Source organism: Aquamicrobium sp. LC103 (genome assembly GCF_001014615.2).
Lineage (GTDB): Bacteria > Pseudomonadota > Alphaproteobacteria > Rhizobiales > Rhizobiaceae > LBCQ02.
On record NZ_LBCQ02000007.1, the window covers coordinates 268,622 to 289,568 of the forward strand.

The window sequence follows — 20,947 nt, forward strand, 5'->3', positions numbered from 1 at the left end:
CGGCCCGCGATCAGTCGGGTGCGCTGGTCTGGAGGGCGAGCGCGTGGAGCGTGCCGCCCATATTGCCCTTCAGGGCCTCGTAGACCATCTGATGCTGCTGGACGCGGCTCTTGCCGCGAAAACTCTCCGACACGACTTCGGCGGCGTAGTGATCGCCGTCGCCGGCGAGATCTCGGATCGTGACGACGGCATCCGGGATGCCTTCCTTGATCATCCGTTCGATCTCGCGTGCATCCATTGCCATGCCGGTTCACTCCTTCTGGGTCGTCTGCCTGCCGCGAGTTTCTCGATGACTCGCGGTCCTGTCGTTTTCCCGCGTCGGGAATCGGACAATGGGAAAGGTTGCGGCCCGATGCAAGCTTCCCGGACGATCATGCTCGCACGGGCCCGTTATGGCGAGGCCTAATATTCTATCTCGTTTCGCATGAAGCGGGGGAACCATCCCTCGTGCGCCGCCTTCAATTCGTCGACCGGGATGGCGCGGGCGTCGGCAAGCTTCAGCGAAGCGCCGCTGGTCGTGCCAAGCGTATGCACGGCAAGACCAAGCTCCTCGGCGCGCCGCCGCACGGTCTCGGCCGCTTCCTGTGTCTCGGCCGTCATCACGTAGCGCGCCTGGTCCTCGCCGAAGAAGCGTTCCGCGAGCTGCAGTGCCGAGCCGGCGGGCGCCTCGATGGCCGCGCCTATGCCCGAGGCCATGGCCATTTCGGCGAGCGCCACGGCAAGCCCGCCATCCGAGCAATCGTGACAGGCGGTGATCTTGCTCTCGCGGATGAGCGCGCGCACGAAGTCACCGACCTTGCGTTCGACCTTCAGGTCGACCTGCGGCGGCGCGCCCTCGGTATTCTGGAAGTATTCGCGCGCATAGATCGACTGGCCGAGATGGGTTCCCCATTCCTGCTGCGCTGAAATCAGGAGGATCGTCTGGCCTTCGCCGGCAAAACCGATGCGGGCCATCTTCGACCAATCCGGAATGAGCCCAACGCCGCCGATCGTCGGCGTCGGCATGATCGCCACGCCGTTTGTCTCGTTGTAGAGCGAGACGTTGCCGGAAACGATCGGGAAGGCGAGCTCCTCGCAGGCTTCGCCGATGCCCTTGATGGCGAGCACGAGCTGGCCCATGATCTCGGCGCGTTCGGGGTTGCCGAAATTGAGGTTGTCGGTGGCGGCCAGCGGCTCGGCCCCCGTCGCCGAAAGATTACGCCAGCACTCGGCGACCGCCTGCTTGCCGCCCTCATAAGGATCCGCCTCGCAATAGCGCGGGGTGACGTCGGAGGAGAAGGCGAGCGCCTTGCTCTCATGGCCTTCGACGCGGACCACACCGGCGTCGCCGCCCGGAATCTGCAGCGAATTGCCCTGGATCAGCGTGTCGTACTGCTCCCATACCCAGCGGCGGGAGGAAAGGTGAGGGGAGTCGAGAAGCTTGAGCAGCGCGTCATCGAGCGAGGGGTGCTCGCCGGCGAGCTCGACGCGGTCCGGATGCCGCCGCGGCATGCGCCACGGACGATCATATTCCGGCGCCTCGTCGCCGAGCTCCTTGATCGGCAGGTTGGCGACTTCCTCGCCCTGATGGAGAATGCGGAAGCGCAGGTCGTCCGTCGTCTTCCCCACGATCGCGAAGTCGAGGCCCCATTTGCGGAAAATGGCCTCGGCCTCTTCTTCCTTCTCGGGACGAAGCACCATGAGCATGCGCTCCTGGCTCTCCGACAGCATCATCTCGTATGCGGTCATGCGCTCCTCGCGCACCGGCACCTTGTCGAGGTCGAGTTCGATGCCGAGGTCGCCCTTGGCGCCCATCTCCACCGCCGAGCAGGTGAGGCCGGCCGCGCCCATGTCCTGGATGGCGATGACCGCGCCGGATGCCATCAGTTCGAGGCAGGCCTCGAGCAGACATTTTTCCGTGAAGGGATCGCCCACCTGCACGGTCGGGCGCTTCTCCTCGATCTTGTCGTCGAATTCGGCCGACGCCATCGTCGCGCCGCCGACGCCGTCGCGCCCGGTCTTGGCGCCGAGATAGACGACCGGCAGGCCGATGCCTTCGGCTTTGGAGTAGAAGATCGCATCGGTCTTGGCCAAACCCGCGGCAAAGGCGTTGACCAGGCAGTTGCCGTTGTAGCGGGCATCGAAATTGACTTCTCCGCCGACTGTCGGCACGCCGAAGGAATTGCCATAGCCGCCGACGCCGGCCACCACGCCGGCGACCAGATGCTTCGTCTTCGGATGGTCCGGCTCGCCGAAGCGCAACGCGTTCATCGCCGCGATCGGCCGCGCGCCCATGGTGAAGACGTCGCGCAGGATGCCCCCGACGCCGGTCGCCGCGCCCTGATAGGGCTCGATATAGGAAGGATGGTTGTGGCTCTCCATCTTGAAGACGACGGCGTTGCCGTCGCCGATGTCGACCACGCCCGCATTCTCGCCCGGCCCCTGGATGACCCTCGGCCCCTTGGTGGGCAGCGTCCGCAACCAGCGTTTCGAGGATTTGTACGAGCAATGCTCGTTCCACATGGCCGAGAAGATTCCGAGTTCGGTGAACGACGGTTCGCGGCCGATGAGATCGAGGATGCGCTGATATTCGTCCGGCTTGAGGCCGTGCGCGGCAATCAGTTCGTCCGAGATCGGGATGTCATTGCGAAGAGACATGTCGGATGGGTTCCAGATGTGCTTCCATTAGGCGTCCATTAACGCAAGTGGCCGCCGCGTCATACCGCCAAAAGGCGAAAAATCACCGTCCGCGGCGCGTCCGCCCGAAACGGCGTCTTTCCGGGATGCAAACCGGCAAGCTTATGCCGCGCCGTGGCATTCGCCGGAGCCGGCGGCCCAGCGCCTGACGTCGGCCGCTATCCTCGATCCGCCCGCTTGATCCATCATCGGCCCGAAAACGTCGACGCGGGCGGGTGTTCCCTCCGCCTGCACCACCAGCAGCGGCCGCGACTCGGGGCTTCTCGCCGGCACGAGCAGGATTCGCGGCCTACCGGAGAACGAATTCAGCTCATTGGCCATCCGGTAGGGCGCGAATGCCGGGTCTTTCGACGCGAACCAGCATTTCTGCGCCGAGATCGCCACCTGCTCCATGGTCGCGAGCGCGGCGCTCTTGCCGGAGGTCGAGACGCCTTCCGAACCGCGTCGCGATTGGCAACCAGCCAGTGCGATGCCGGCTAAGAGGAAGGAAGCCGCGAACAGACGAAAGGCGGTGGAGACGCGCAAGGACGATGGCTTCACGCAGCGATTCCCAGGACGCTCTCGAACAAAGGTCGCCCGTCGGTACCGCCATGGGCGGTTTCGATCAGGTTTTCGGGATGCGGCATCAGGCCGAGGACGTTTCCCTTTTCGCTGATGATGCCGGCGATGTCGTTGATCGAGCCGTTGGGGTTGGTGCCTTCGGCATAGCGGAAGACGACCTGTCCTTCGCCCTCGATGCGCGCGAGCGTCTCGGCGTCGGCGAAATAATTGCCGTCATGATGCGCGACCGGGCAGCGCATGATCTGCCCCGGCGCGTAGTTGCGCGTAAACGGCGTGTTCGCGTTGGTGACTTCGAGCTTCACCTCGCGGCAGACGAATTTCAGCGAAGTGTTGCGCATCAGCGCGCCGGGGAGTAGCCCGGCCTCGAGCAGGATCTGGAAGCCGTTGCAGACGCCCATCACCATGACGCCCTTGGCGGCCTTCTCGGCGACGGCGCGCATCACCGGCATGCGTGCCGCGATCGCACCGCAGCGCAGATAGTCGCCATAGGAGAAGCCGCCGGGAATGGCGATCAGGTCGACATCGGGGATTTCCGTGTCGGTCTGCCAGATTGTCACCGGCGGCTTGCCGCCGATCTTGGTCAGCGCCGCGATCATGTCGCGGTCGCGATTGAGGCCGGGAAGGAGGACGACGGCTGCTTTCATTTCGGTTCGTATGGCCTTTGAGGTTCGGCGAGTTCGCGCAGTTCAAGCCGGCGTTCGATACGGTCGAAGCGTTCGTCGTGGCGCGCGAGACTGGTGTAGATATTGGAGATGTCCGTCTGGATCGAGATCATATGGCCGCGCAGCGCGCTGTGACCATGGCGCAACTCATCGACGCCGGCTTCGATTTTGTCGAGCCTGAATTGAATGTTCTTCAGTATCTCGTAGATCAACTCATTCGTGATCTCGGCCACCGCAACCTCCGGTGCAACCTCAGGTTATGGATACACTATAGTTCTCGATGACAGTGTTCGCCAGAAGCTTCTCGCACATGGCCTTGAGATCGGCCTCGGCCTTCGCCGTATCCGTCCCGTCGAGTTCGACGTCGAAGACCTTGCCCTGGCGGACCGAGCCGACGCCTGCGAAGCCGAGCGCGCCGAGCGCGCCCTCGATCGCCTTGCCCTGCGGGTCGAGCACGCCGTTCTTCAGGGTGACGGTAACGCGGGCCTTGATCACGGATTGCAAGCTCCTTGGCAATGGCTGTCGATGAGGGCGCCGCTCAGTGCGGCTTGCCCTTGCCGTTCGAATTGGAGACGAGGATGGGTCCGGTCGGGCGGGGCGGATCGTTCTCGTTCATGATGCCGAGGCGGCGTGCGACTTCCTGATAGGCTTCGACCAGCCCGCCCATATCGCGGCGGAAGCGGTCCTTGTCGAGCTTGTCCTGGGTCGCAACGTCCCACAGCCGGCAACTGTCGGGAGAAATCTCGTCGGCGACGACGACGCGCATCATCTCGCCCTCGAAGAGGCGGCCGCACTCGATCTTGAAATCCACGAGCTGAATGCCGACGCCGAGGAACAGGCCGGAGAGGAAGTCGTTGACGCGGATGGCGAGCGCCATGATGTCGTCGATTTCCTGCGGGCTCGCCCAGCCGAAGGCGGTGATGTGCTCTTCCGAGACCATCGGATCGTCGAGCGCGTCGGCCTTGTAGTAGAACTCGATGATGGAGCGCGGCAGGACCGTGCCTTCCTCGAGGCCGAGACGCTTGGCGAGCGAGCCTGCGGCGATGTTGCGCACCACCACTTCGAGCGGAATGATCTCCACTTCCTTGATGAGCTGCTCGCGCATGTTGAGCCGGCGGATGAAGTGGGTCGGAATGCCCATCCGGTTGAGATGCGTGAAGATGTGCTCGGAAATGCGATTGTTCAGCACTCCCTTGCCATCCACGACTTCGTGCTTCTTCTTGTTGAACGCGGTTGCGTCGTCCTTGAAGAACTGGATCAGGGTGCCAGGCTCCGGTCCTTCATAGAGGATCTTGGCCTTGCCTTCATAAATGCGACGGCGACGATTCATGACGATCTCTGGTCTTTGAGGCAGGTCTTGATGAACTGCCTTCTTGCGGCGCGGCAAGACATTTGCGGCGACTGGGAATCTTCACGCGGTCTCTAGCGCAAACGTAAGCATTGCTCAATGCGCAATTGCTTACATAGATGCCCGTGCTGTCGGCTATCCCAAGCCAAATGACGCAGGGCAGTCGACAGAGAGCGTATTGACCGCGGGCTCCGGTTTTGGTTTTTGACTTTCGAACCCATATAGGCGTGTCAGGATTCGACATCCAGCCGGAGGATATTCCATGAGCATGAAGGATCGCGAAGAGGGCTTCGAAAAGAAGTTCATTCACGACGAGGAATTGAAATTCAAGGCGATGGCCCGCCGCAACAAGATGCTCGGCCTGTGGGCCGCCGAGAAGCTCGGCAAGACCGGGGACGACGCCGATGCCTATGCGCGCGAGGTGGTGAACGCCGATTTCGAGGAAGCCGGCGACCACGACGTATTCCGCAAGGTGCGCAAGGATTTCGACGCGGCCGGCGTCGACCAGTCGGACCACCAGATCCGCCGCACCATGGAAGAGCTTCTTGCTCAGGCCGTCGAGCAGATCAAGAACGGCTGATCCATCCGGCAAACTGCATCCTTGAAACCGCCCGCGACGATCGGGCGGTTTTTCTTTTCATGGTGGTGCGCTTCTGTTTGAATGGGCTCTTTCAAGGAGGATCCCGTCAAAAATGTCACTCGCATCACGCCTCGAAGCCGGCGAAACGATCTTCACTGCCTGGTCCGGCATACCGGATGCGCTCGTCGCCGAAGCCTTGACATCCACCGCCTTCGATGCCGTCACGCTAGACATGCAGCATGGCGGACATCACGAGGACAGCGTGCTGCGCGGGCTGCTGCCGATCGTCAGGAGCAACAAGCCGGGCATCGTCCGCATTCCCGTGGGCCGTTTCGACATGGCGAGCCGCGCGTTGGATTTCGGAGCCGAGGCGGTCATTGCGCCGATGGTGAACTCGGTCGAGGACGCGCGCCAATTCGCCGCGGCCATGAAGTATCCGCCGGTGGGATTGCGCTCCTGGGGGCCGAGCTATGCGATGCCGCGCCGAGGAACGACGGACATGGCAGCCTGGCTGCGGCAGTCGAATTCCGACACGCTCGCCTTCGCCATGATCGAGACACGTCAGGCGCTGGCGGCGCTCGACGACATTCTTGCCGTGCCGGGCATCGACGGCGTGCTGGTCGGTCCGTCCGACTTCTCCATCGCCTGGAGCGGGGGCGCGACGGTCGATGCCGCGCTGGAGGACATGATGGAGGCGATCGCCGATATCGGCGCGCGCGTGACGAAGGCCGGCAAGCACGCCGCGATCTACGTCATCGATCCCAAACTGGTCCGCCGTTTTGCACAGATGGGCTTCCGGCTCTTCGCCATGGGCAACGAGCAGCGCTACATGTCGCTGGGCGCGGCCTCGCTCATAGACGCGGCGAAGGCGTCCCTCGGCTGACGTTCGGCCAGCCTAGAGCTTCGACATGAAATGCGCGAAGGTCATCGAGCCTTCGGGCCACGGGCCGTGGCCCGATTCCGCGTTCAGATGCCCGGATTCGCCGGCGTCTATGAAGAGGGAACCCCACGCTGCGGCGATATCCTCGGCCACGTCGAATGCGCAGAAGGGGTCGTTGCGGCTCGCGATCGTGATCGAGGGAAATGGCAGCGGATCGCGCGGATAGGGGCCGAAGGTCATCAGGTGCCTTGGCCGGATCCCGGGGTTGGCGACGTCCGGCGGCGCGACGAAAAACGCGCCCGCGACCGGCTTGCGGGTGTCGGCAAGCGCGTGAATGGCCGTTGGAACGCCGAGCGAGTGCGCGACGATGACGACCGGCTTGTCGGCTTCGTCGACCGCCATAGCGACCTTCGCGGCCCAATCCTCACGCACCGGTTTCGACCATTCGGCCTGCTCGACGCGGCGCGCGGTCGAAAGCTTGTTCTCCCAGCGCGTCTGCCAGTGATCGGGCCCGGAATTGGTGTAGCCGGGGATGATGAGGATGTCTGCGTCCTTTACCTTCATGCCGCGCCATGTAGCGACGCGGCTCGCCGCATGCAACCTGCCGCCGCAAAACTCGATCGGTGAACAGCCTGTCGCTGCCGGGGCGACTTGCGCGAACGATGGCGGAAGCCGATCTTTCGGCTTGAAAAGAAACCGTCGCCCTGTCGGGAGCGTTCGTCTGCAACCGACTGGACGCGAAACATGGACGGCGGTCCGTCGCGCCTGGCGCGACGAGGAGCCGCCAGGACGGAGCAAGAGATGAGCGAGATTCCATTCGCCGCCACCACGCCTGTCAGCGTCGGACGCGTGGGATTGCGCGCGAGAGACGGCGCGGCGCTGGCCGATTACTACAAGAAGATACTCGGCCTGAGGGAGCTTCGCCGCTCCGGCCGCGTGATAGGGCTCGGCGCCGGAGGACGCGAACTTCTGGAGATCGAGGAATCACCAGTGCTGCGAGAGGACGACCCTCGCAGTGCCGGCCTTTTCCACACCGCGTTCCTGCTGCCGGAGCGCGCGGACCTCGCACGTTGGGTGAGGTACGCCATCGACGAGCGGGTTCCGGTCACCGGCGCGTCGGACCACAATGTCAGCGAGGCGATCTATCTCAACGATCCCGAAGGAAACGGCATCGAGATCTACACCGACAGGCCGCGCGAGACGTGGCAATGGGAGGAGGGCAGGCTGCGGATGGGAACCGAGGCGCTGAACGTGCAGGGCTTGCTCGCGGAGCTCGGCGTAGGCGACGCCGGCTGGAAAGGCGCACCCGAAAACAGCGTCGTCGGACATGTGCATCTGCGCGTGGGCAATCCGGCGGAAGCCGAGCGCTGGTGGAACGACGAGCTGGGCTTCGATACGATGGTCCACTACGGCGAAAGCGCGGTGTTCCTCTCGTCGGGCGGTTACCACCACCACATCGCCGCCAATTCCTGGCAAAGCAGCGGCGCCGGTCCCCGCGAGAATGACCGCACGGGTCTGAGTTTCGTGGAGCTGGCGGCGAAGGATGCGGCGAAGTCCGCCTCCTATTCCGACCCTTGGGGCAATGAAATCCGCGTGCAGCCGGTCAAGGCTTAGGCCCTGGAACGACCGCGAAAAGAGAAGGCCCGCGGCAGGGATGCGCGGGCCTTCTTCATTTTGACTGGAGGACGAGGCATCGGCTGCCATCGGCGCACCGCCCCTCGGTTCTCCTCAAGGTCGAGTTAGAGTTCGCATGTAAAAATGCGCCAAATATGGCGACGCCCGATACCGGCTTGCGCCGCGCTTCCGCTTCAGCTCGCCCCGAAGACGCGGCGGAAGATCGTATCGACATGCTTGGTGTGGTAGCCGAGGTCGAATTTCTCCCGGATGACATCCTCCGAGAGAGCGGTGCGAACATCCTTGTCGGTGAGAAGTTCCTCAAGGAAATCAGCACCTTTCTCCCAGACCTTCATCGCGTTTCGCTGAACCAGGCGGTAGGCGTCCTCGCGGCTGACGCCGGCCTGCGTCAGCGCCAGCAGCACGCGCTGCGAATGGATCAGGCCGCGAAACTTGTTCATGTTCTTGAGCATGTTTTCCGGATAGACGACCAGCTTCTCGACGACGCCGGTCAGCCGCGCGAGCGCGAAATCGAGCGTAATCGTGGCATCCGGCCCGATCATCCGTTCCACCGAGGAATGCGAAATGTCGCGCTCGTGCCACAGAGCCACGTTCTCCATGGCCGGCATCGCGTAGGAACGCACCATGCGCGCAAGCCCCGTCAGGTTCTCGGTCAGCACCGGATTGCGCTTGTGCGGCATGGCGGACGAGCCCTTCTGGCCAGGCGAGAAATATTCCTCAGCCTCAAGGACCTCGGTGCGCTGGAGGTGACGGATTTCGACGGCCAGCCGCTCGACGCAAGAGGCGATCACGCCGAGCGTGGCGAAGAACATGGCATGGCGGTCGCGGGGAATGACCTGGGTGGAGACCGGTTCCGGCTTCAGCCCGAGCTTCGCGGCAACGTGCTCCTCGACGCGCGGATCGATATTGGCGAAGGTGCCGATCGCGCCGGAGATGGCGCAGGTCGCGATTTCCTCGCGGGCATGCACCAGCCGCTGGCGGCAGCGCTCGAATTCAGCATAGGCGAGGGCCAGTTTGACGCCGAAAGTGGTCGGCTCGGCGTGGATGCCGTGGCTGCGGCCGATCGTGACGGTATCCTTGTGCTCGAAGGCGCGCTTCCTGAGCGCGGCAAGCAGCCCGTCGAGATCGGCGAGGAGAATGTCGGAAGCGCGCGCGAGCTGGACGCTGAGGCAGGTGTCGAGCACGTCGGACGAGGTCATGCCCTGATGGATGAAGCGCGCGTCGGGCCCGACGAATTCGGCGAGATGGGTCAGGAAGGCGATGACATCGTGCTTGGTCTCGCGCTCGATCTCGTCGATCCGGTCCACGTCGAAGGTCGCGCTGCCGCCCTTTTCCCAGATCGTCTTCGCGGCTTCCTTCGGGATGACCCCGAGTTCGGCGAGCGCGTCGCATGCATGGGCCTCGATCTCGAACCAGATGCGGAACTTGGTTTCCTGCGACCAGATGGAAACCATTTCGGGACGCGAATAGCGCGGGATCATGAGGCCTGTCCTGATGTTGGAGATGTTCTTGCGCGCTCCCTACCAGAGGGACGCGAAATCCTCAACGTAAAGGCTGCATTTTGCAGGGCGTGCGCCCGTGGCCCCGCTCAGAACCGGCCGGTGACCGCGATCCAGCGATGGTCGGGGCCTTCGAAGCCGAACTGGCGGATCGCGATGACGACGGCGAAGACGGGTTCGCCGCCTTCTGGGAAGAAGGTCTGTACGCCGCCGATGCGGTAGCCGAGCGGGCAGCCGCGGCTCGACGGTATGGATTTGTCCTCGTGAATGATTTCGGCGGTGTCTCCCGGTTTCACGCCGATGCGGGTCAGGCGGAAGCCTACGGCCTCGCCGAGCCCCTGGCAGAGTTCGGGCTGCTCCAGCGCCAGTTCCTCGACGCGGAACTCGAGGACTTCGTCGATCGGCGGAAAGATCGGTCTCGGCTGAATCGCCATACGGTGGGGATCGGCGGAAAGTTCGGTCACCGGACTGGAGCCCGCCGTGAAGCCACGATTTGCCGAAAGCACGTCGTCGGCAACGATCTCTTGCCCTTTTTCGCGGGCCTCGGCTCGCGCGCCGTCGACGGAGGCGCCCTCGTCGTCCAGGCGCACGCGGATCGGCGCGCCGGCGACGAAGCTGTCCTTGGTGGTATCGATGTAGAAACGGTTGGCATAGGGAAAGCCCGAACCGTCCTGGATGCCGAATTCCTCGAAGGCGAAGATGCCGCCGTCGGCGCTGAAGCCGAGGATGTTCAATTCAGCCGCGTCCCCGGCGAGGGCCGGCGGGGACGCGATAGCGGAAGCGGCGAGCGCGACGAGGGCGGCGACGATGGATTTCATGCGGGATCCCCCTTGGTTGTGGGTCTGGCCTGCGGCGAAACTATCACGCGAGGCGCGTCTCGTCGCGCGCGCCTATTCGATCCTCGAATGCCAGACCGGAAACAGGTCCCGTTCCCGCGGCGTGGCGGCATGGACCGCGCGGGCGATGGCGCGCGCCATGGTGGCGCCGGCGGCTGCGAAAAGCTCCATCGCCGAATGCATGTCCAGCGCGATCTCGCTCTGCCCGGTGGCGAGCCCGAAGACGAGATCGCCGTCGGCCGGTGTATGGGTCGGCCAGATCGCGCGGGCGAAGCCGTCATGCGCGGCGATCGCCAGGCGTTTTGCCGCGGATTTCGGCAATATCGCGTCGGTGGCGATCACCGCGATCGTCGTGTTTGCGCCCGGCTGTGGCCGCTCGTCGAACTTCCAGGCGATGTCCGATGCGTTTGCGGGCATCGGTGAGGGATAGCCGAGCCCGCCGAACTCGTCGCCGATCTCGAAAGGCGCGGCCCAGAAATGCGCGGAGTCGGCAACCGTCACCGAGCCGACAGGATTGGCGATCACCAGCGCACCGACCGTGACGCCGTTCGAAAGCATCGTGGATGCCGACCCCAGCCCGCCCTTGAGACCCGAGCAAAGCGCGCCGGTGCCGGCGCCCGCCGTGCCGATCTCGAAATCGTCCGCTGCGGCCTGCGTTGCCTCGTAGCCGAGCTCGCGATAGGGCGGATAGCGGCCCCAATTCTTGTCGCCGCCATTGATCAGGTCGAAGATGATCGCCGAAGGGACGATCGGCACGCGCTGGCCGCGCACGTCGACGCCTATGCCGCGTTCGCGCAGCGCGGCCTGCACGCCCGAGGCGGCGTCGAGACCGAAGGCCGAGCCGCCGGAAAGCGCGATCGCGTGAACTTCCTGCGCCGAATTATGGGCCTCCAGCGCGTCGGTCTCGCGCGTGCCCGGCGCACCGCCCAGCACCTGGACGCCGGCGGTGGCGGGCGCGTCGCATACGACGACGGTGACGCCGCTCTTCAATCCGAGGTCATGCGCGTTGCCGACCCGCAATCCGGCGACGTCGGTGATGAGGTTTCGCGCTCCTGTCCGGAAAGCCATTCCGCTACTCCACGGGTACGAAATTGGTGCCGTCGAAACGGTAGAGCCGATAGGGATTCTCCGCCCGGTCTCCCTTTTCGTCGAACCTCACCGCTCCGATCACCGTCTGAAAGGCCGTGCTCGAAAGCGCCTCGGCAAGCGATGTCTCCGATTCCTCGGCCTGCGTTCCGGCCTGGTCGGCGATCTGGAAGGCGGCGTAGGTCGGAAGGACATAGCCTTCCGGCTCGATGCCCGCCTCGCGGAAGCTCGCGACCAGATCCTGCGGCGCGATCTCGCTCCATTCCGGCAGGCCGATCATCAGCGTGCCTGTGGCAAGCGGAACCGCGCCGGGCGCGGACCGCAGGGCCTCGCCGCCGGCGAAGACGATCGGATAGCCGAGGCCGGCCGCATCGCGGGCCATGACGGCGACGTCCTCGCGATCGCCGCCGACGAAGACATGCGTCGCACCGGCGCGGTTCAGCCTGCCGATCAGCCCGATCTGATTGTCGAGTTGCGGGCGGAACGTGTCGACATATACCGGTTTCAGCCCTTGCTGCTCGGCTTCGGCGCGCAGGTTTTCGGCGAGCTCGCGGCCGTAGATCGTACCGTCGTCGACGATCGCGAAATGCGCGTCGCGCCAGCGCTCGATCAGTATGCGCGCAACGCTTCCCCGCTCGGCGTCGCCGCGCGGCGCGATGCGGAAGACCGGCCAGCCGGTCCGCTCGTGCTTGTCGGTGAGGCTCGCGGTGCGCACGGCTGGCGTGATCACAGGGATGCCGGCATCCTTCAGCGCCGGCAGCGCCGCTTCGATGGTCTCGGTGCAGGCGAAGCCGATGACGAGATCGACCTCGTTTTCGATGAAATTCTGTGCCGCCGCGATGCCTGATGCGGCTGTGCAGGCGTCGTCGGCCTCCACGATCTGCGCTCCGGTCTCCTGTGCCGCCGCCGCTGCTCCCCGGCGCATCTGCTCGCCCAGGATATCCGAGGAGCCTTCCCGCGGCACCGCGAGGCCGACGGTCAGCGCCGCGGCATGCACGGGCGTCGCCATGAAGAGCGCGGCAAGGATGAAGGAAGTCGCAGGACGCATCAAAGGCAATTCTGTTCGAGACGGCAAAACGTTGCGCCAACTGGTAAAGGCTGGCGGCGCGACGCGCAACAGGATAGGACCGGTGGCAGGCATCGCGCGCGGCTTGTTTTGTCGCTTGAAAGCGCGCACCTATATTTCGATCGGACCATGACTATCCTGACGCTGGAAACGGAACATCAAGTGCTGAAGCAGAATGCAGTGGAACCCCGGCTCTATCGTGAAGCGATGAGCCGTTTTGCCGGAGCCGTCCATGTCGTGACGACCGACGGGCAGGCGGGCAGGCGCGGCGTGACCGTCATCGCCGCGTGCTCGGTCTCCGATCATCCGCCGACGATCCTCGTCTGCCTCAATCGCGAGAAGGCGGAAAACGACTGCTTCGCCGGGAACGGCGTTTTCGCGCTCAACACGCTCGCCTCCGACCAGCAGAAGATTGCGGACGCCTTTTCCGGCCTCACCGGGCTTTCCCAGGACGATCGTTTCGCGCTCGCCGAATGGGAGACTGTCTCCACCGGCGCGCCGCTTCTGAACGGCGCGCTCGCCTCCTTCGACTGCCACCTTGTCGAGGCCAAGGACGTGGCCACCCACCGCATCCTGATCGGAAAGGTGACAGGCCTGCGCATCGGCGATAGTCTGAGGCCGCTGATCTACCATCATCGCTCCTACCACATTCTTTGAGCAGTCAGCCCGGAGTTCCCATGCCCGAACCGAAGCCGCGTCCCGCGCCGCAATCCATCGACGAGACGATGGCGATGCTTGCGGATGCGGACTACGTGGCCGACCGCTCGCTGGCGACGGTTCTCTTCCTCAGCCTGCGCATGGGGCGGCCGCTCTTCCTCGAGGGCGAGGCCGGCGTGGGCAAGACGGAAATCGCCAAGGTGCTCGCCTCGGCGCTCGGGCGCAGGCTCATCCGGCTGCAGTGCTATGAGGGGCTCGACGTCTCTTCCGCCGTCTACGAGTGGAACTACGCCGCGCAGATGATCGAGATCCGCATGGAGGAGGCGGCCGGCAAGGTCGTCCGCTCCGACATGGAGCGCAACGTCTTTTCCGAGAAATACCTGATCCGCCGTCCGGTGCTGGAGGCGCTGACGGGCGAGAGAGGGGCGGCACCCGTCTTTCTGATCGACGAGCTCGACCGCACCGACGAGGCATTCGAGGCCTTCCTGCTCGAGATATTGTCGGATTTTCAGGTCACCGTGCCCGAATTGGGCACCATCAAGGCGGCCGAGCCGCCGATCGTCGTCATCACCACCAACCGCACCCGCGAGATCCACGACGCGTTGAAGCGCCGCTGCCTCTATCATTGGGTCGATTATCCCGATGCCATCCGCGAGCTGGAGATCGTGCATCGCAAGGTGCCGCGGGCCAATGCGCGGCTTGCCGCCGAGGTCGTCTCCTTCATCCAGAAGCTGCGCGAGCTCGACCTCTTCAAGGTGCCCGGCGTAGCGGAAACAATAGATTGGGCGGGCGCGCTCAACGAACTCGACAAGGTGGCGCTCGATCCCGAGACCATTTCCGACACGATCGGCGTGCTACTGAAATACCAGGACGACATCGCCCGCATCGGCCAGGGCGAGGGGCGGCGCATCCTCGAGGAGGTCAAGGCCGAGCTCTCGGCCGCGCAGTAGGCGGGACCCGATGGCCGGTTTTCGTTCAAATCCGAATGTCGCGGTCGAGGAAGGAAAGCTCGCCGACAACATCGTCTACTTCGCCCGCGCCCTGCGCAAGGCCGGCATGCGGGTCGGTCCGGCAGCAGTCAAGGATGCGATCGAGGCGGTGCTTGCCGCCGGCATCGGCTCGCGTGACGATTTCTACTGGACGCTCCACGCCGTGCTGGTCAACCGGCGCGAGGATCACGCCACCTTCGACGAGGCGTTCCGCCTCTTCTGGCGCTCGCGCGAGCTGGTCGAGAAGATGATCGCGATGTTCTCGCCGGTCGCGCCGGAAACCCGCGAGCGGGAAAAGCACCGCGCCGCCGAATCCCGCGTCGCCGACGCACTCTTCGAAGGGCACCGCAGGAACCAGCCGGTGCGGGAAATTCCCGAGATCGAGGTCGACGCACGCTTCACCTTCTCGGGCAACGAGGTGCTGCGCGACAAGGATTTCGCGCAGATGTCGGCGGCCGAGCTGGCCGAGGCGCGTCGCGCGATCGCGCAATTGCGCCTTCCGCACGATCTGGTGCCCACACGTCGCTTCAAGCCCGACCCCCGCGGCGTGCGTACCGATCCGCGCGCGATGATGCGCTCGGCGCTGCGCACCGGCGGTGATCTCATCCTGCCGAAATTCCGTTCCGTGCGCGAGGTCCATCCGCCATTGGTGGTGCTTGCCGACATTTCCGGCTCGATGAGCCAGTATACGCGCATCTTCCTGCATTTCCTCCACGCGCTGCAGGAGAACCGCTCGCGCGTGCACACCTTCGTCTTCGGAACGCGGCTGACCAATCTGACCAGGCAGATGCGCCGCCGCGACCCCGACGAGGCGCTGGGGGAATGCGCCGCCGCGGTGAAGGACTGGTCGGGCGGCACCCGCATCGGCGACACGATGCGGGAATTCAACCGGCTCTGGTCGCGCAGGGTGCTGGGCCAGGGCGCGGTCGTGCTGCTGATCACCGACGGGCTGGAGCGCGACCATGTCGAAGGCCTGTCGGAGGAGATGGAGCGGCTGCGCAAATCCTGCCGGCGGCTGATCTGGCTCAATCCGCTTTTGCGCTTCGACGGTTTCGAGGCAAGGGCGCGCGGCGTGCGGGCGATGCTGCCGCATGTCGACGAATTTCGGGCCGTCCACACGCTGAATGCCCTGTCCGATCTCGTGTCGTCGCTGTCCGAGCGGCCGTCGCCTGCCGCCGATCCGCGCAAATGGCTTGGCAATAGCCGTGCCGCATGACCATATTTCGAATTTGGAGGTGCAAGCCATGAAGCAAACCCCGGTTCTGGATGCAACCCGCGATCCGCTGATGATCGCGGAGGAATGGATGAAGAACGGCAGGGACGTGGCGGTCGCGACCGTGGTCGAAACCTGGGGCTCCGCTCCCCGACCGGTCGGCAGCCATCTGGTCATCGATGCGGAAGGCAATTTCCACGGCTCCGTCTCGGGCGGCTGCGTCGAGGGCGCGGTGGTGGCCGAGGCTGTCGACATCATCGAAAGCGGCAGGCCGCGAATGCTGGAATTCGGCGTCGCCGACGAAACCGCCTGGCAGGTCGGCCTGTCCTGCGGCGGGCGCATCAAGGTCTATGTCGAGCGGTTGGGTTGAAGAATGGACCCTAATTCCCTGAAAAGACTGAATGTCGAGCGCAAGGCACGCCGCGCCGCCGTGCTTGTCACCAATCTCGCGGATGGCCGCGATCGCGTGGTGAGGGAAGGCGACATCGTAGCCGGCGCGCTCGGCGAGGCGCTCGACAGGGCATTCCGCTCCGGCCGGTCGGGGACGGTCGAGGCCGACGGCGAGAATTTCTTCCTCAATGTTCACCTTCCGCCGCCGCGCCTCGTGGTGATCGGCGCGGTGCATATCAGCCAGGCGCTGGCGCCGATGGCGGGGATCGCCGGATTCGACATGGAGATCATCGACCCGCGCACGGCATTCGCCACCGCCGACCGCTTTCCCAACGTACCGCTCTTTGCCGAGTGGCCACAGGACGTGCTCACCAGGCGGCCGCTCGACGCCTACACGGCACTCACGGCGGTGACGCATGATCCGAAGATCGACGATTTCGCGCTCCATGCCGCGCTTCGCGCCGGATGCTTCTATGTCGGCGCGCTCGGCAGCCGCAAGACGCATGCGAAGCGGGTCGAACGCCTGCTTGCCCTCGGCGCTTCGCAGGTCGAGATCGAGCGCATCCACGCGCCGATCGGTCTCGACATCGGCGCCGCGAGTCCGGCGGAAATCGCGGTGGCGGTGTTGGCGCAGGTGATCCAGGCATTGCGCTCGCGAGCCGTGGTGCGGCTCGGGGAAGGCGAGGCAGCGTGAAGTTCGGTCCGACCCCCCTGGACGAAGCCGAGGGTGCGATCCTCGCCCATTCCGTCACCGCCGGCGGATTTCGTCTGCGCAAGGGCCACCGTATCTCAGCCGCCGACATTGTTTCACTGCGAGCCGCCGGCGTTGCGGAACTCGTCGCCGCCGTGCTCGAGCCGGGCGATCTCGGCGAGAACGAGGCGGCGACGCGGCTTGCCGGCGCGCTCGACGCGCGCGGCGTCTCGGTCAAGCCCGCGAGCACCGGGCGCGTTAACATCCATGCCGAGGCCGCGGGCGTGCTCATGGTCGACCGAGGCCTGATCGACGCGATCAATGCCGTCGACCCGGCGATCACGATCGCGACGCTCGATGAATATGCCGCCGTCGAGGCCGGGCAGATGGTCGCGACGGTGAAGATCATCCCCTTTGCCGTCGCCGGAAACCTGGTGGAGGCCGCGATCCGCGCCTGCGCGGGCCGTTCGGCCTTCGTCGTGAACCCGTATCGCGCGCTTCGGGTCGGGCTGGTCCAGACCGTGCTGCCCGGAGTGAAGCCGAGCGTGCTCGACAAAACGGTGAACGTGACGGAAGGAAGGCTGGAGCGTTCCGGTTCGCGCCTCGTCGCGGAAAGGCGCACGGAGCATCACGCCGAGACGATCGCCGCCTCGATCGCCGAACTGGCTGAAGCGAGCGACCTCGTCGTCGTCTTCGGCGCGTCGGCCGTTTCCGACGAGGAAGACGCCATCCCGGCGGCGATCAGGCTTGCCGGCGGCAAGGTCGAGCGAACCGGGATGCCGGTCGATCCCGGCAATCTTCTCGTGCTCGGCCGTCTCGGCGAGATGCCGGTGATCGGCGCGCCTGGCTGCGCCCGCAGTCCCAAGCCGAACGGCTTCGATTGGGTGCTGGACCGCATCCTCGCGGACGTTCCCATTACCGATCGCGATATTGCCGGCATGGGCGTCGGCGGCCTGCTGATGGAGATACCGACGCGGCCGCAACCGCGCGAGGCGCGCCCGCGCCCTGCGGTGCTCGAAATTCACGGGATATTGCTTGCCGCCGGCCGTTCCAGCCGCATGGGGGGACCGAACAAGCTTCTGGCGGCGTTTCATGGCGTTCCGCTCGTTCGTCATGTCGCGGACCGGTTGACGTCATCGCAGTTGCATGGCGTCCACGCCGTGGTCGGCCATCAGGCCGAGAGGGTGCGGGGCGCGCTCGCCGGTTCGGGCGCCGTGGTGGTCGAGAACGCACAATTCGCGAGCGGGCTTGCCTCCTCGCTGCAGGCGGGCTTCAGGGATTTGCCGAAGGAGGCCGATGGCGTTCTGGTCGCGCTCGCCGACATGCCCGAAATATTCTCGGCCGACATCGACCGCATGATCGATGCCTTCCGCAGGACGGGTGGAAACTCCGTCATCCGTGCAACCCATGAGGGCAGGCGGGGCAATCCCGTCATTCTTCCGCGCGCGCTTTTCGGCGAGATCGCCAGGCTGGAAGGCGACATCGGCGCCCGCCATATCGTCGAGTCGAGCGATTTGCCGATCGTGGATGTGGAGATCGGCCCCGCCGCCAGCGTCGACGTCGACACGCCCGAGGCGATGGCAATGGCGGGCGGGGTGCTGCAAGGTTGAACGGTTGTATCCTCGCCTGATTTTCAGGGCATATCGCCGCCGGCGGTCTGGCACTCGGCATGCGATGCCGGCTAGGCTGGACCATGGCTCGTTCTTTCCTCTCAGCGACCGCTCGCTTTTGTCGGCGCCTTTTCATGGGTGCGTCCTTCGAGGCTCCGCTTCGCTCCGCACCTCAGGATGAGGGAGCTTGGCGCTCCCTGCTCAAACGATCGAGGCCTCGATTTGGCGGGACATTCAAAGAGGGCGCCGATGCGATTTTAGCTCGAAATCCCGTCGAACATCGTCCGCCCGCACAGCGAGCACCAACCTCTTTCATCCTGAGGTGCGCAGCGGAGCGCAGCCCCGAAGAACGCACGGCGCGACTTGAGCAGCGAGCGCCAAGCTCCCTCATCCTGAGGTGCGGAGCGAAGCGAAGCCTCGCAGAACGCACGGCGCGACTTGAGCAGCGAGCATCAGCCTCCCTCATCGTGAGGTGCGGAGCGGAGCGCAGCCTCGAAGAACGCACGGTGCGACTTGAGCAGCGAGCACCAAGCTCCCTCATCCTGAGGTGCGGAGCGAAGCGGAGCCTCGAAGGACGCACGGCGCGACTGCAATCCGTCCGAGGAAACATGAGGGTGGGCCTTCTCGCCGCTCTCGTCCTTGCATTTCCGGCTACCGCGCGGGCCGAGCTGCTCGCCCCCTTCAAGGACGAGCTCTTCGCCTATCCGGCGAGGCTTGGCGAGGCGGATGGCGGTGCCCATGTGACGGTCGACTATCGCGAGATGCGCGACATCAACGGGCGCGACGAAATCCCGGAACGCCGCGCTCATCGCAGATATGTGGATCTTTCGGCCAGGCGCGCGCAGCGGGATTTGCTTGCCCGCGCGGGAGGGGTGCAGATTCCCCATTTCGCCGTCGGAAAGGCCGACGGCGCCCGCTTCATCATGATCTACCTTCACGGACAGGGCGGCAGCCGCAGGCAGGGCGTGGACGACTTCACCTTCGGCGGCAATTTCAACAGGATCAAGAACCTCGCCGTCCGCAATGGCGGGCTCTATCTGACGACGGACTTCACCGATTTCGGTGCCAGGGGCGCCGGCCAGGTCGCAAGCCTGCTTGCGCTCTATGCCGGAAAATCGCCGAACGCGCCGCTCTTCGTCGCCTGTGGCTCGATGGGCGGCGGTCTGTGCTGGAAGCTTGCCGACGATCCGTCGATCGCCCCGAAGCTGGGCGGCCTTCTTCTCCTGGGTTCGCACTGGGACGAGGGCTTCCTGACGAGCCGCGCCTTCAAGCGCAAGGTGCCGGTCTTCTTCGGCCATGGTGGCGCCGACAAGGTGTTTCCGGCGCAAAGGCAGGAGGCTTTCTTCAGATCGATCCTCGCCCGTTCGCCCGGCTATCCGGCGCGTTTCGTGCGCTTCGAGACCGGCAGCCACGGCACGCCGATCCGCATGTCCGACTGGCGTGACACGCTCAACTGGATGGCGCGCAATGCGCCGCGTTAGGCTGGCTACGGCGTGCTGTCGTAGTCGATCACCGTTTCCGGATTGACCTCGCCGTCATATGAAGCGTCGACCTCGTAGAGGACGAGCCGGAAGCGACCGTCGCGAAACGCCCATTTGCCGGTGGAAGAAGCGTCACCCACACCGCGCCATTTGGAGGATTCGCTGATCGCCAGCGTCTGCGGATCGAAGTCCGAATTGACCAGCTCCGCCTTTGTCATGAAGCCGGTGATGCTGATGGAATCGACTTCCTCCCGCGCCTCTTCGTCGACATAGCGGATGTCGAGCTCGGGCTCGGCGAACTGGAGCGGCGCGAGTTCGCCGTCGCCATTGGCGAAATAATAGACATGCGTCTCGTTGTAGGCGCCCGCCATGCAGAAGAAGCGGTAGAGATGCGCCTGGCGCTCCGGATCGTTCGGATCGTCGTCCTGCGTCCGGTAGGAAAACGTGTGGGAATCCGGTTCGGCCCGGGCAGGGTCGGCATTCGCGGGAGCATCGCAGACGGAGGCGAAGTCGGTGGCGAACATCTGCTTCGCCCGCGCCAGCAACGCATCTTGTCGGGGAAGCTCGGGCCCGTCGCCGCAGTGGCGGGGCAGGGCATCCTCGAAAGCCGCGTCGGATGCCGCGAGCGTGCCGCCCTCGATGTGCAGCGGCACGAAGGAATCTTCCTGGATTGCGGGGTTGGCCAGCCGCATCGTGTAGCAGCCGGCAAAGACGTTCTGCGATCCGTCCTTCTGCGTCGCTCTGATCGCGACCGGCAGTTGGTAGAACACACTCCCGGCGGCGCCTTCCTCGCCGGGGATGCCGGTCAGGAGCTCGACGCTCTGCGTGTTTTCATATCCCTTACGATAGGCATCGATGTCGGCTGCCGGCGGCTCCGCGAAATAGCCGAACGCGCGCCCATATTCCTGGCGGTTGATGGCGTTGTAGAGCGAACGCGCCAGCGCCGCCGGGTTCGACCGGTCGTCGACATAGGGCTCGTCCGAAAGGGCCGGGGCCGCGGAAGCCAGAAATCCTGCCGCAAGGATGAGACCGCGCATTCCTTCCTCCTCGAATCGTTCCGCCTATCCTAGGCGAAGCGATGTGGCGG

Annotated in this window: 23 protein-coding genes; 10 read left to right on the plus strand and 13 right to left on the minus strand. The window is 65.0% G+C overall.

What is annotated here, in order from left to right:
* Nucleotides 1-10: 10 nt before the first annotated feature.
* The 7 genes from XW59_RS15720 to purC all read right to left on the minus strand — a co-directional run bounded on the left by XW59_RS15720 (nt 11) and on the right by purC (nt 5,229).
* Nucleotides 11-244 (minus strand): BolA family transcriptional regulator, encoded by a 234-nt coding sequence (locus tag XW59_RS15720; RefSeq protein WP_047146148.1) that lies wholly within the window; start codon nt 242-244, stop codon nt 11-13.
* Nucleotides 245-402: 158 nt separating this feature from the next.
* The gene (gene purL / locus XW59_RS15725) at nt 403-2,637 is read right to left on the minus strand and encodes a phosphoribosylformylglycinamidine synthase subunit PurL (RefSeq protein WP_047146147.1); all 2,235 of its coding nucleotides are present in this window, start codon (nt 2,635-2,637) and stop codon (nt 403-405) included.
* 141 nt (nt 2,638-2,778) lie between these two features.
* Nucleotides 2,779-3,216 carry a hypothetical protein gene (locus XW59_RS15730; protein WP_246666106.1) on the minus strand — a complete coding sequence of 146 codons (438 nt, stop codon included), beginning with the start codon at nt 3,214-3,216 and terminating at the stop codon, nt 2,779-2,781.
* Nucleotides 3,213-3,881: a phosphoribosylformylglycinamidine synthase subunit PurQ gene (gene purQ, locus XW59_RS15735; RefSeq protein ID WP_047146145.1), complete on the minus strand. Its 669-nt coding sequence runs from the start codon at nt 3,879-3,881 to the stop codon at nt 3,213-3,215. Before purQ ends, XW59_RS15730 begins: the two co-directional genes overlap by 4 nt.
* Nucleotides 3,878-4,132, minus strand: coding sequence for a hypothetical protein (locus XW59_RS15740; protein ID WP_047146144.1), 255 nt, complete (start codon nt 4,130-4,132; stop codon nt 3,878-3,880). The genes purQ and XW59_RS15740 overlap by 4 nt, the downstream gene beginning before the upstream one ends.
* Before the next feature lie 19 nt (nt 4,133-4,151).
* Entirely contained in the window at nt 4,152-4,394 is a 243-nt protein-coding gene (purS, locus tag XW59_RS15745; protein ID WP_047146143.1) for a phosphoribosylformylglycinamidine synthase subunit PurS, read from the minus strand.
* Nucleotides 4,395-4,437: 43 nt separating this feature from the next.
* The gene (purC, locus tag XW59_RS15750) at nt 4,438-5,229 is read right to left on the minus strand and encodes a phosphoribosylaminoimidazolesuccinocarboxamide synthase (protein ID WP_047146142.1); all 792 of its coding nucleotides are present in this window, start codon (nt 5,227-5,229) and stop codon (nt 4,438-4,440) included.
* A gap of 280 nt (nt 5,230-5,509) precedes the next feature.
* On the opposite strand from purC, the gene XW59_RS15755 reads away from it, so the two are divergent.
* Both XW59_RS15755 and XW59_RS15760 read left to right on the plus strand, forming a co-directional pair.
* Nucleotides 5,510-5,827 carry a DUF1476 domain-containing protein gene (locus tag XW59_RS15755; RefSeq protein WP_047146141.1) on the plus strand — a complete coding sequence of 106 codons (318 nt, stop codon included), beginning with the start codon at nt 5,510-5,512 and terminating at the stop codon, nt 5,825-5,827.
* Between the two features lie 112 nt (nt 5,828-5,939).
* Nucleotides 5,940-6,710 (plus strand): HpcH/HpaI aldolase/citrate lyase family protein, encoded by a 771-nt coding sequence (locus tag XW59_RS15760; RefSeq protein ID WP_047146140.1) that lies wholly within the window; start codon nt 5,940-5,942, stop codon nt 6,708-6,710.
* Nucleotides 6,711-6,722: 12 nt separating this feature from the next.
* Here XW59_RS15760 and XW59_RS15765 read toward each other — a convergent pair whose 3' ends face one another.
* The gene (locus XW59_RS15765; protein ID WP_047146139.1) at nt 6,723-7,271 is read right to left on the minus strand and encodes an alpha/beta hydrolase; all 549 of its coding nucleotides are present in this window, start codon (nt 7,269-7,271) and stop codon (nt 6,723-6,725) included.
* Between the two features lie 237 nt (nt 7,272-7,508).
* On the opposite strand from XW59_RS15765, the gene XW59_RS15770 reads away from it, so the two are divergent.
* Nucleotides 7,509-8,321, plus strand: a complete 813-nt coding sequence (locus XW59_RS15770) for a VOC family protein (RefSeq protein ID WP_047146365.1) — start codon at nt 7,509-7,511, stop codon at nt 8,319-8,321.
* Nucleotides 8,322-8,515: 194 nt separating this feature from the next.
* On the opposite strand, the gene purB is transcribed toward XW59_RS15770, so the two are convergent.
* The 4 genes from purB to XW59_RS15790 form a co-directional block, all read right to left on the minus strand.
* The gene (gene purB, locus XW59_RS15775; RefSeq protein WP_047146138.1) at nt 8,516-9,823 is read right to left on the minus strand and encodes an adenylosuccinate lyase; all 1,308 of its coding nucleotides are present in this window, start codon (nt 9,821-9,823) and stop codon (nt 8,516-8,518) included.
* Between the two features lie 107 nt (nt 9,824-9,930).
* Complete coding sequence (locus XW59_RS15780) at nt 9,931-10,659, minus strand: DUF2259 domain-containing protein (protein WP_047146137.1); 729 nt, start codon at nt 10,657-10,659, stop codon at nt 9,931-9,933.
* Between the two features lie 72 nt (nt 10,660-10,731).
* Nucleotides 10,732-11,745 (minus strand): P1 family peptidase, encoded by a 1,014-nt coding sequence (locus XW59_RS15785; RefSeq protein ID WP_047146136.1) that lies wholly within the window; start codon nt 11,743-11,745, stop codon nt 10,732-10,734.
* Between the two features lie 4 nt (nt 11,746-11,749).
* Complete coding sequence (locus XW59_RS15790) at nt 11,750-12,811, minus strand: branched-chain amino acid ABC transporter substrate-binding protein (RefSeq protein WP_047146135.1); 1,062 nt, start codon at nt 12,809-12,811, stop codon at nt 11,750-11,752.
* Between the two features lie 180 nt (nt 12,812-12,991).
* Here XW59_RS15790 and XW59_RS15795 point away from each other — a divergent pair, with 180 nt between their 5' ends.
* The 7 genes from XW59_RS15795 (at nt 12,992) to XW59_RS15825 (ending at nt 19,860) form a co-directional block, all read left to right on the plus strand.
* Nucleotides 12,992-13,486: a flavin reductase gene (locus XW59_RS15795; RefSeq protein ID WP_047146364.1), complete on the plus strand. Its 495-nt coding sequence runs from the start codon at nt 12,992-12,994 to the stop codon at nt 13,484-13,486.
* A gap of 20 nt (nt 13,487-13,506) precedes the next feature.
* Entirely contained in the window at nt 13,507-14,436 is a 930-nt protein-coding gene (locus tag XW59_RS15800) for a MoxR family ATPase (protein ID WP_047146134.1), read from the plus strand.
* 10 nt (nt 14,437-14,446) lie between these two features.
* Nucleotides 14,447-15,691, plus strand: a complete 1,245-nt coding sequence (locus tag XW59_RS15805) for a VWA domain-containing protein (RefSeq protein WP_047146133.1) — start codon at nt 14,447-14,449, stop codon at nt 15,689-15,691.
* A 28-nt stretch (nt 15,692-15,719) separates the two neighbouring features.
* Nucleotides 15,720-16,058, plus strand: a complete 339-nt coding sequence (locus XW59_RS15810; RefSeq protein WP_047146132.1) for an XdhC family protein — start codon at nt 15,720-15,722, stop codon at nt 16,056-16,058.
* Nucleotides 16,059-16,061: 3 nt separating this feature from the next.
* A complete protein-coding gene (locus XW59_RS15815; RefSeq protein ID WP_047146131.1) occupies nt 16,062-16,772 on the plus strand; it encodes an XdhC family protein in 711 nt (236 codons plus the stop codon).
* Nucleotides 16,769-18,379, plus strand: coding sequence for a molybdopterin-binding/glycosyltransferase family 2 protein (locus XW59_RS15820; RefSeq protein WP_047146130.1), 1,611 nt, complete (start codon nt 16,769-16,771; stop codon nt 18,377-18,379). The genes XW59_RS15815 and XW59_RS15820 overlap by 4 nt, the downstream gene beginning before the upstream one ends.
* A 608-nt stretch (nt 18,380-18,987) precedes the next feature.
* Nucleotides 18,988-19,860, plus strand: a complete 873-nt coding sequence (locus tag XW59_RS15825; RefSeq protein ID WP_047146129.1) for a phospholipase — start codon at nt 18,988-18,990, stop codon at nt 19,858-19,860.
* A 5-nt stretch (nt 19,861-19,865) separates the two neighbouring features.
* On the opposite strand, the gene XW59_RS15830 is transcribed toward XW59_RS15825, so the two are convergent.
* Nucleotides 19,866-20,897 (minus strand): DUF1176 domain-containing protein, encoded by a 1,032-nt coding sequence (locus tag XW59_RS15830; protein WP_047146128.1) that lies wholly within the window; start codon nt 20,895-20,897, stop codon nt 19,866-19,868.
* Between the last annotated feature and the right edge of the window lie 50 nt (nt 20,898-20,947).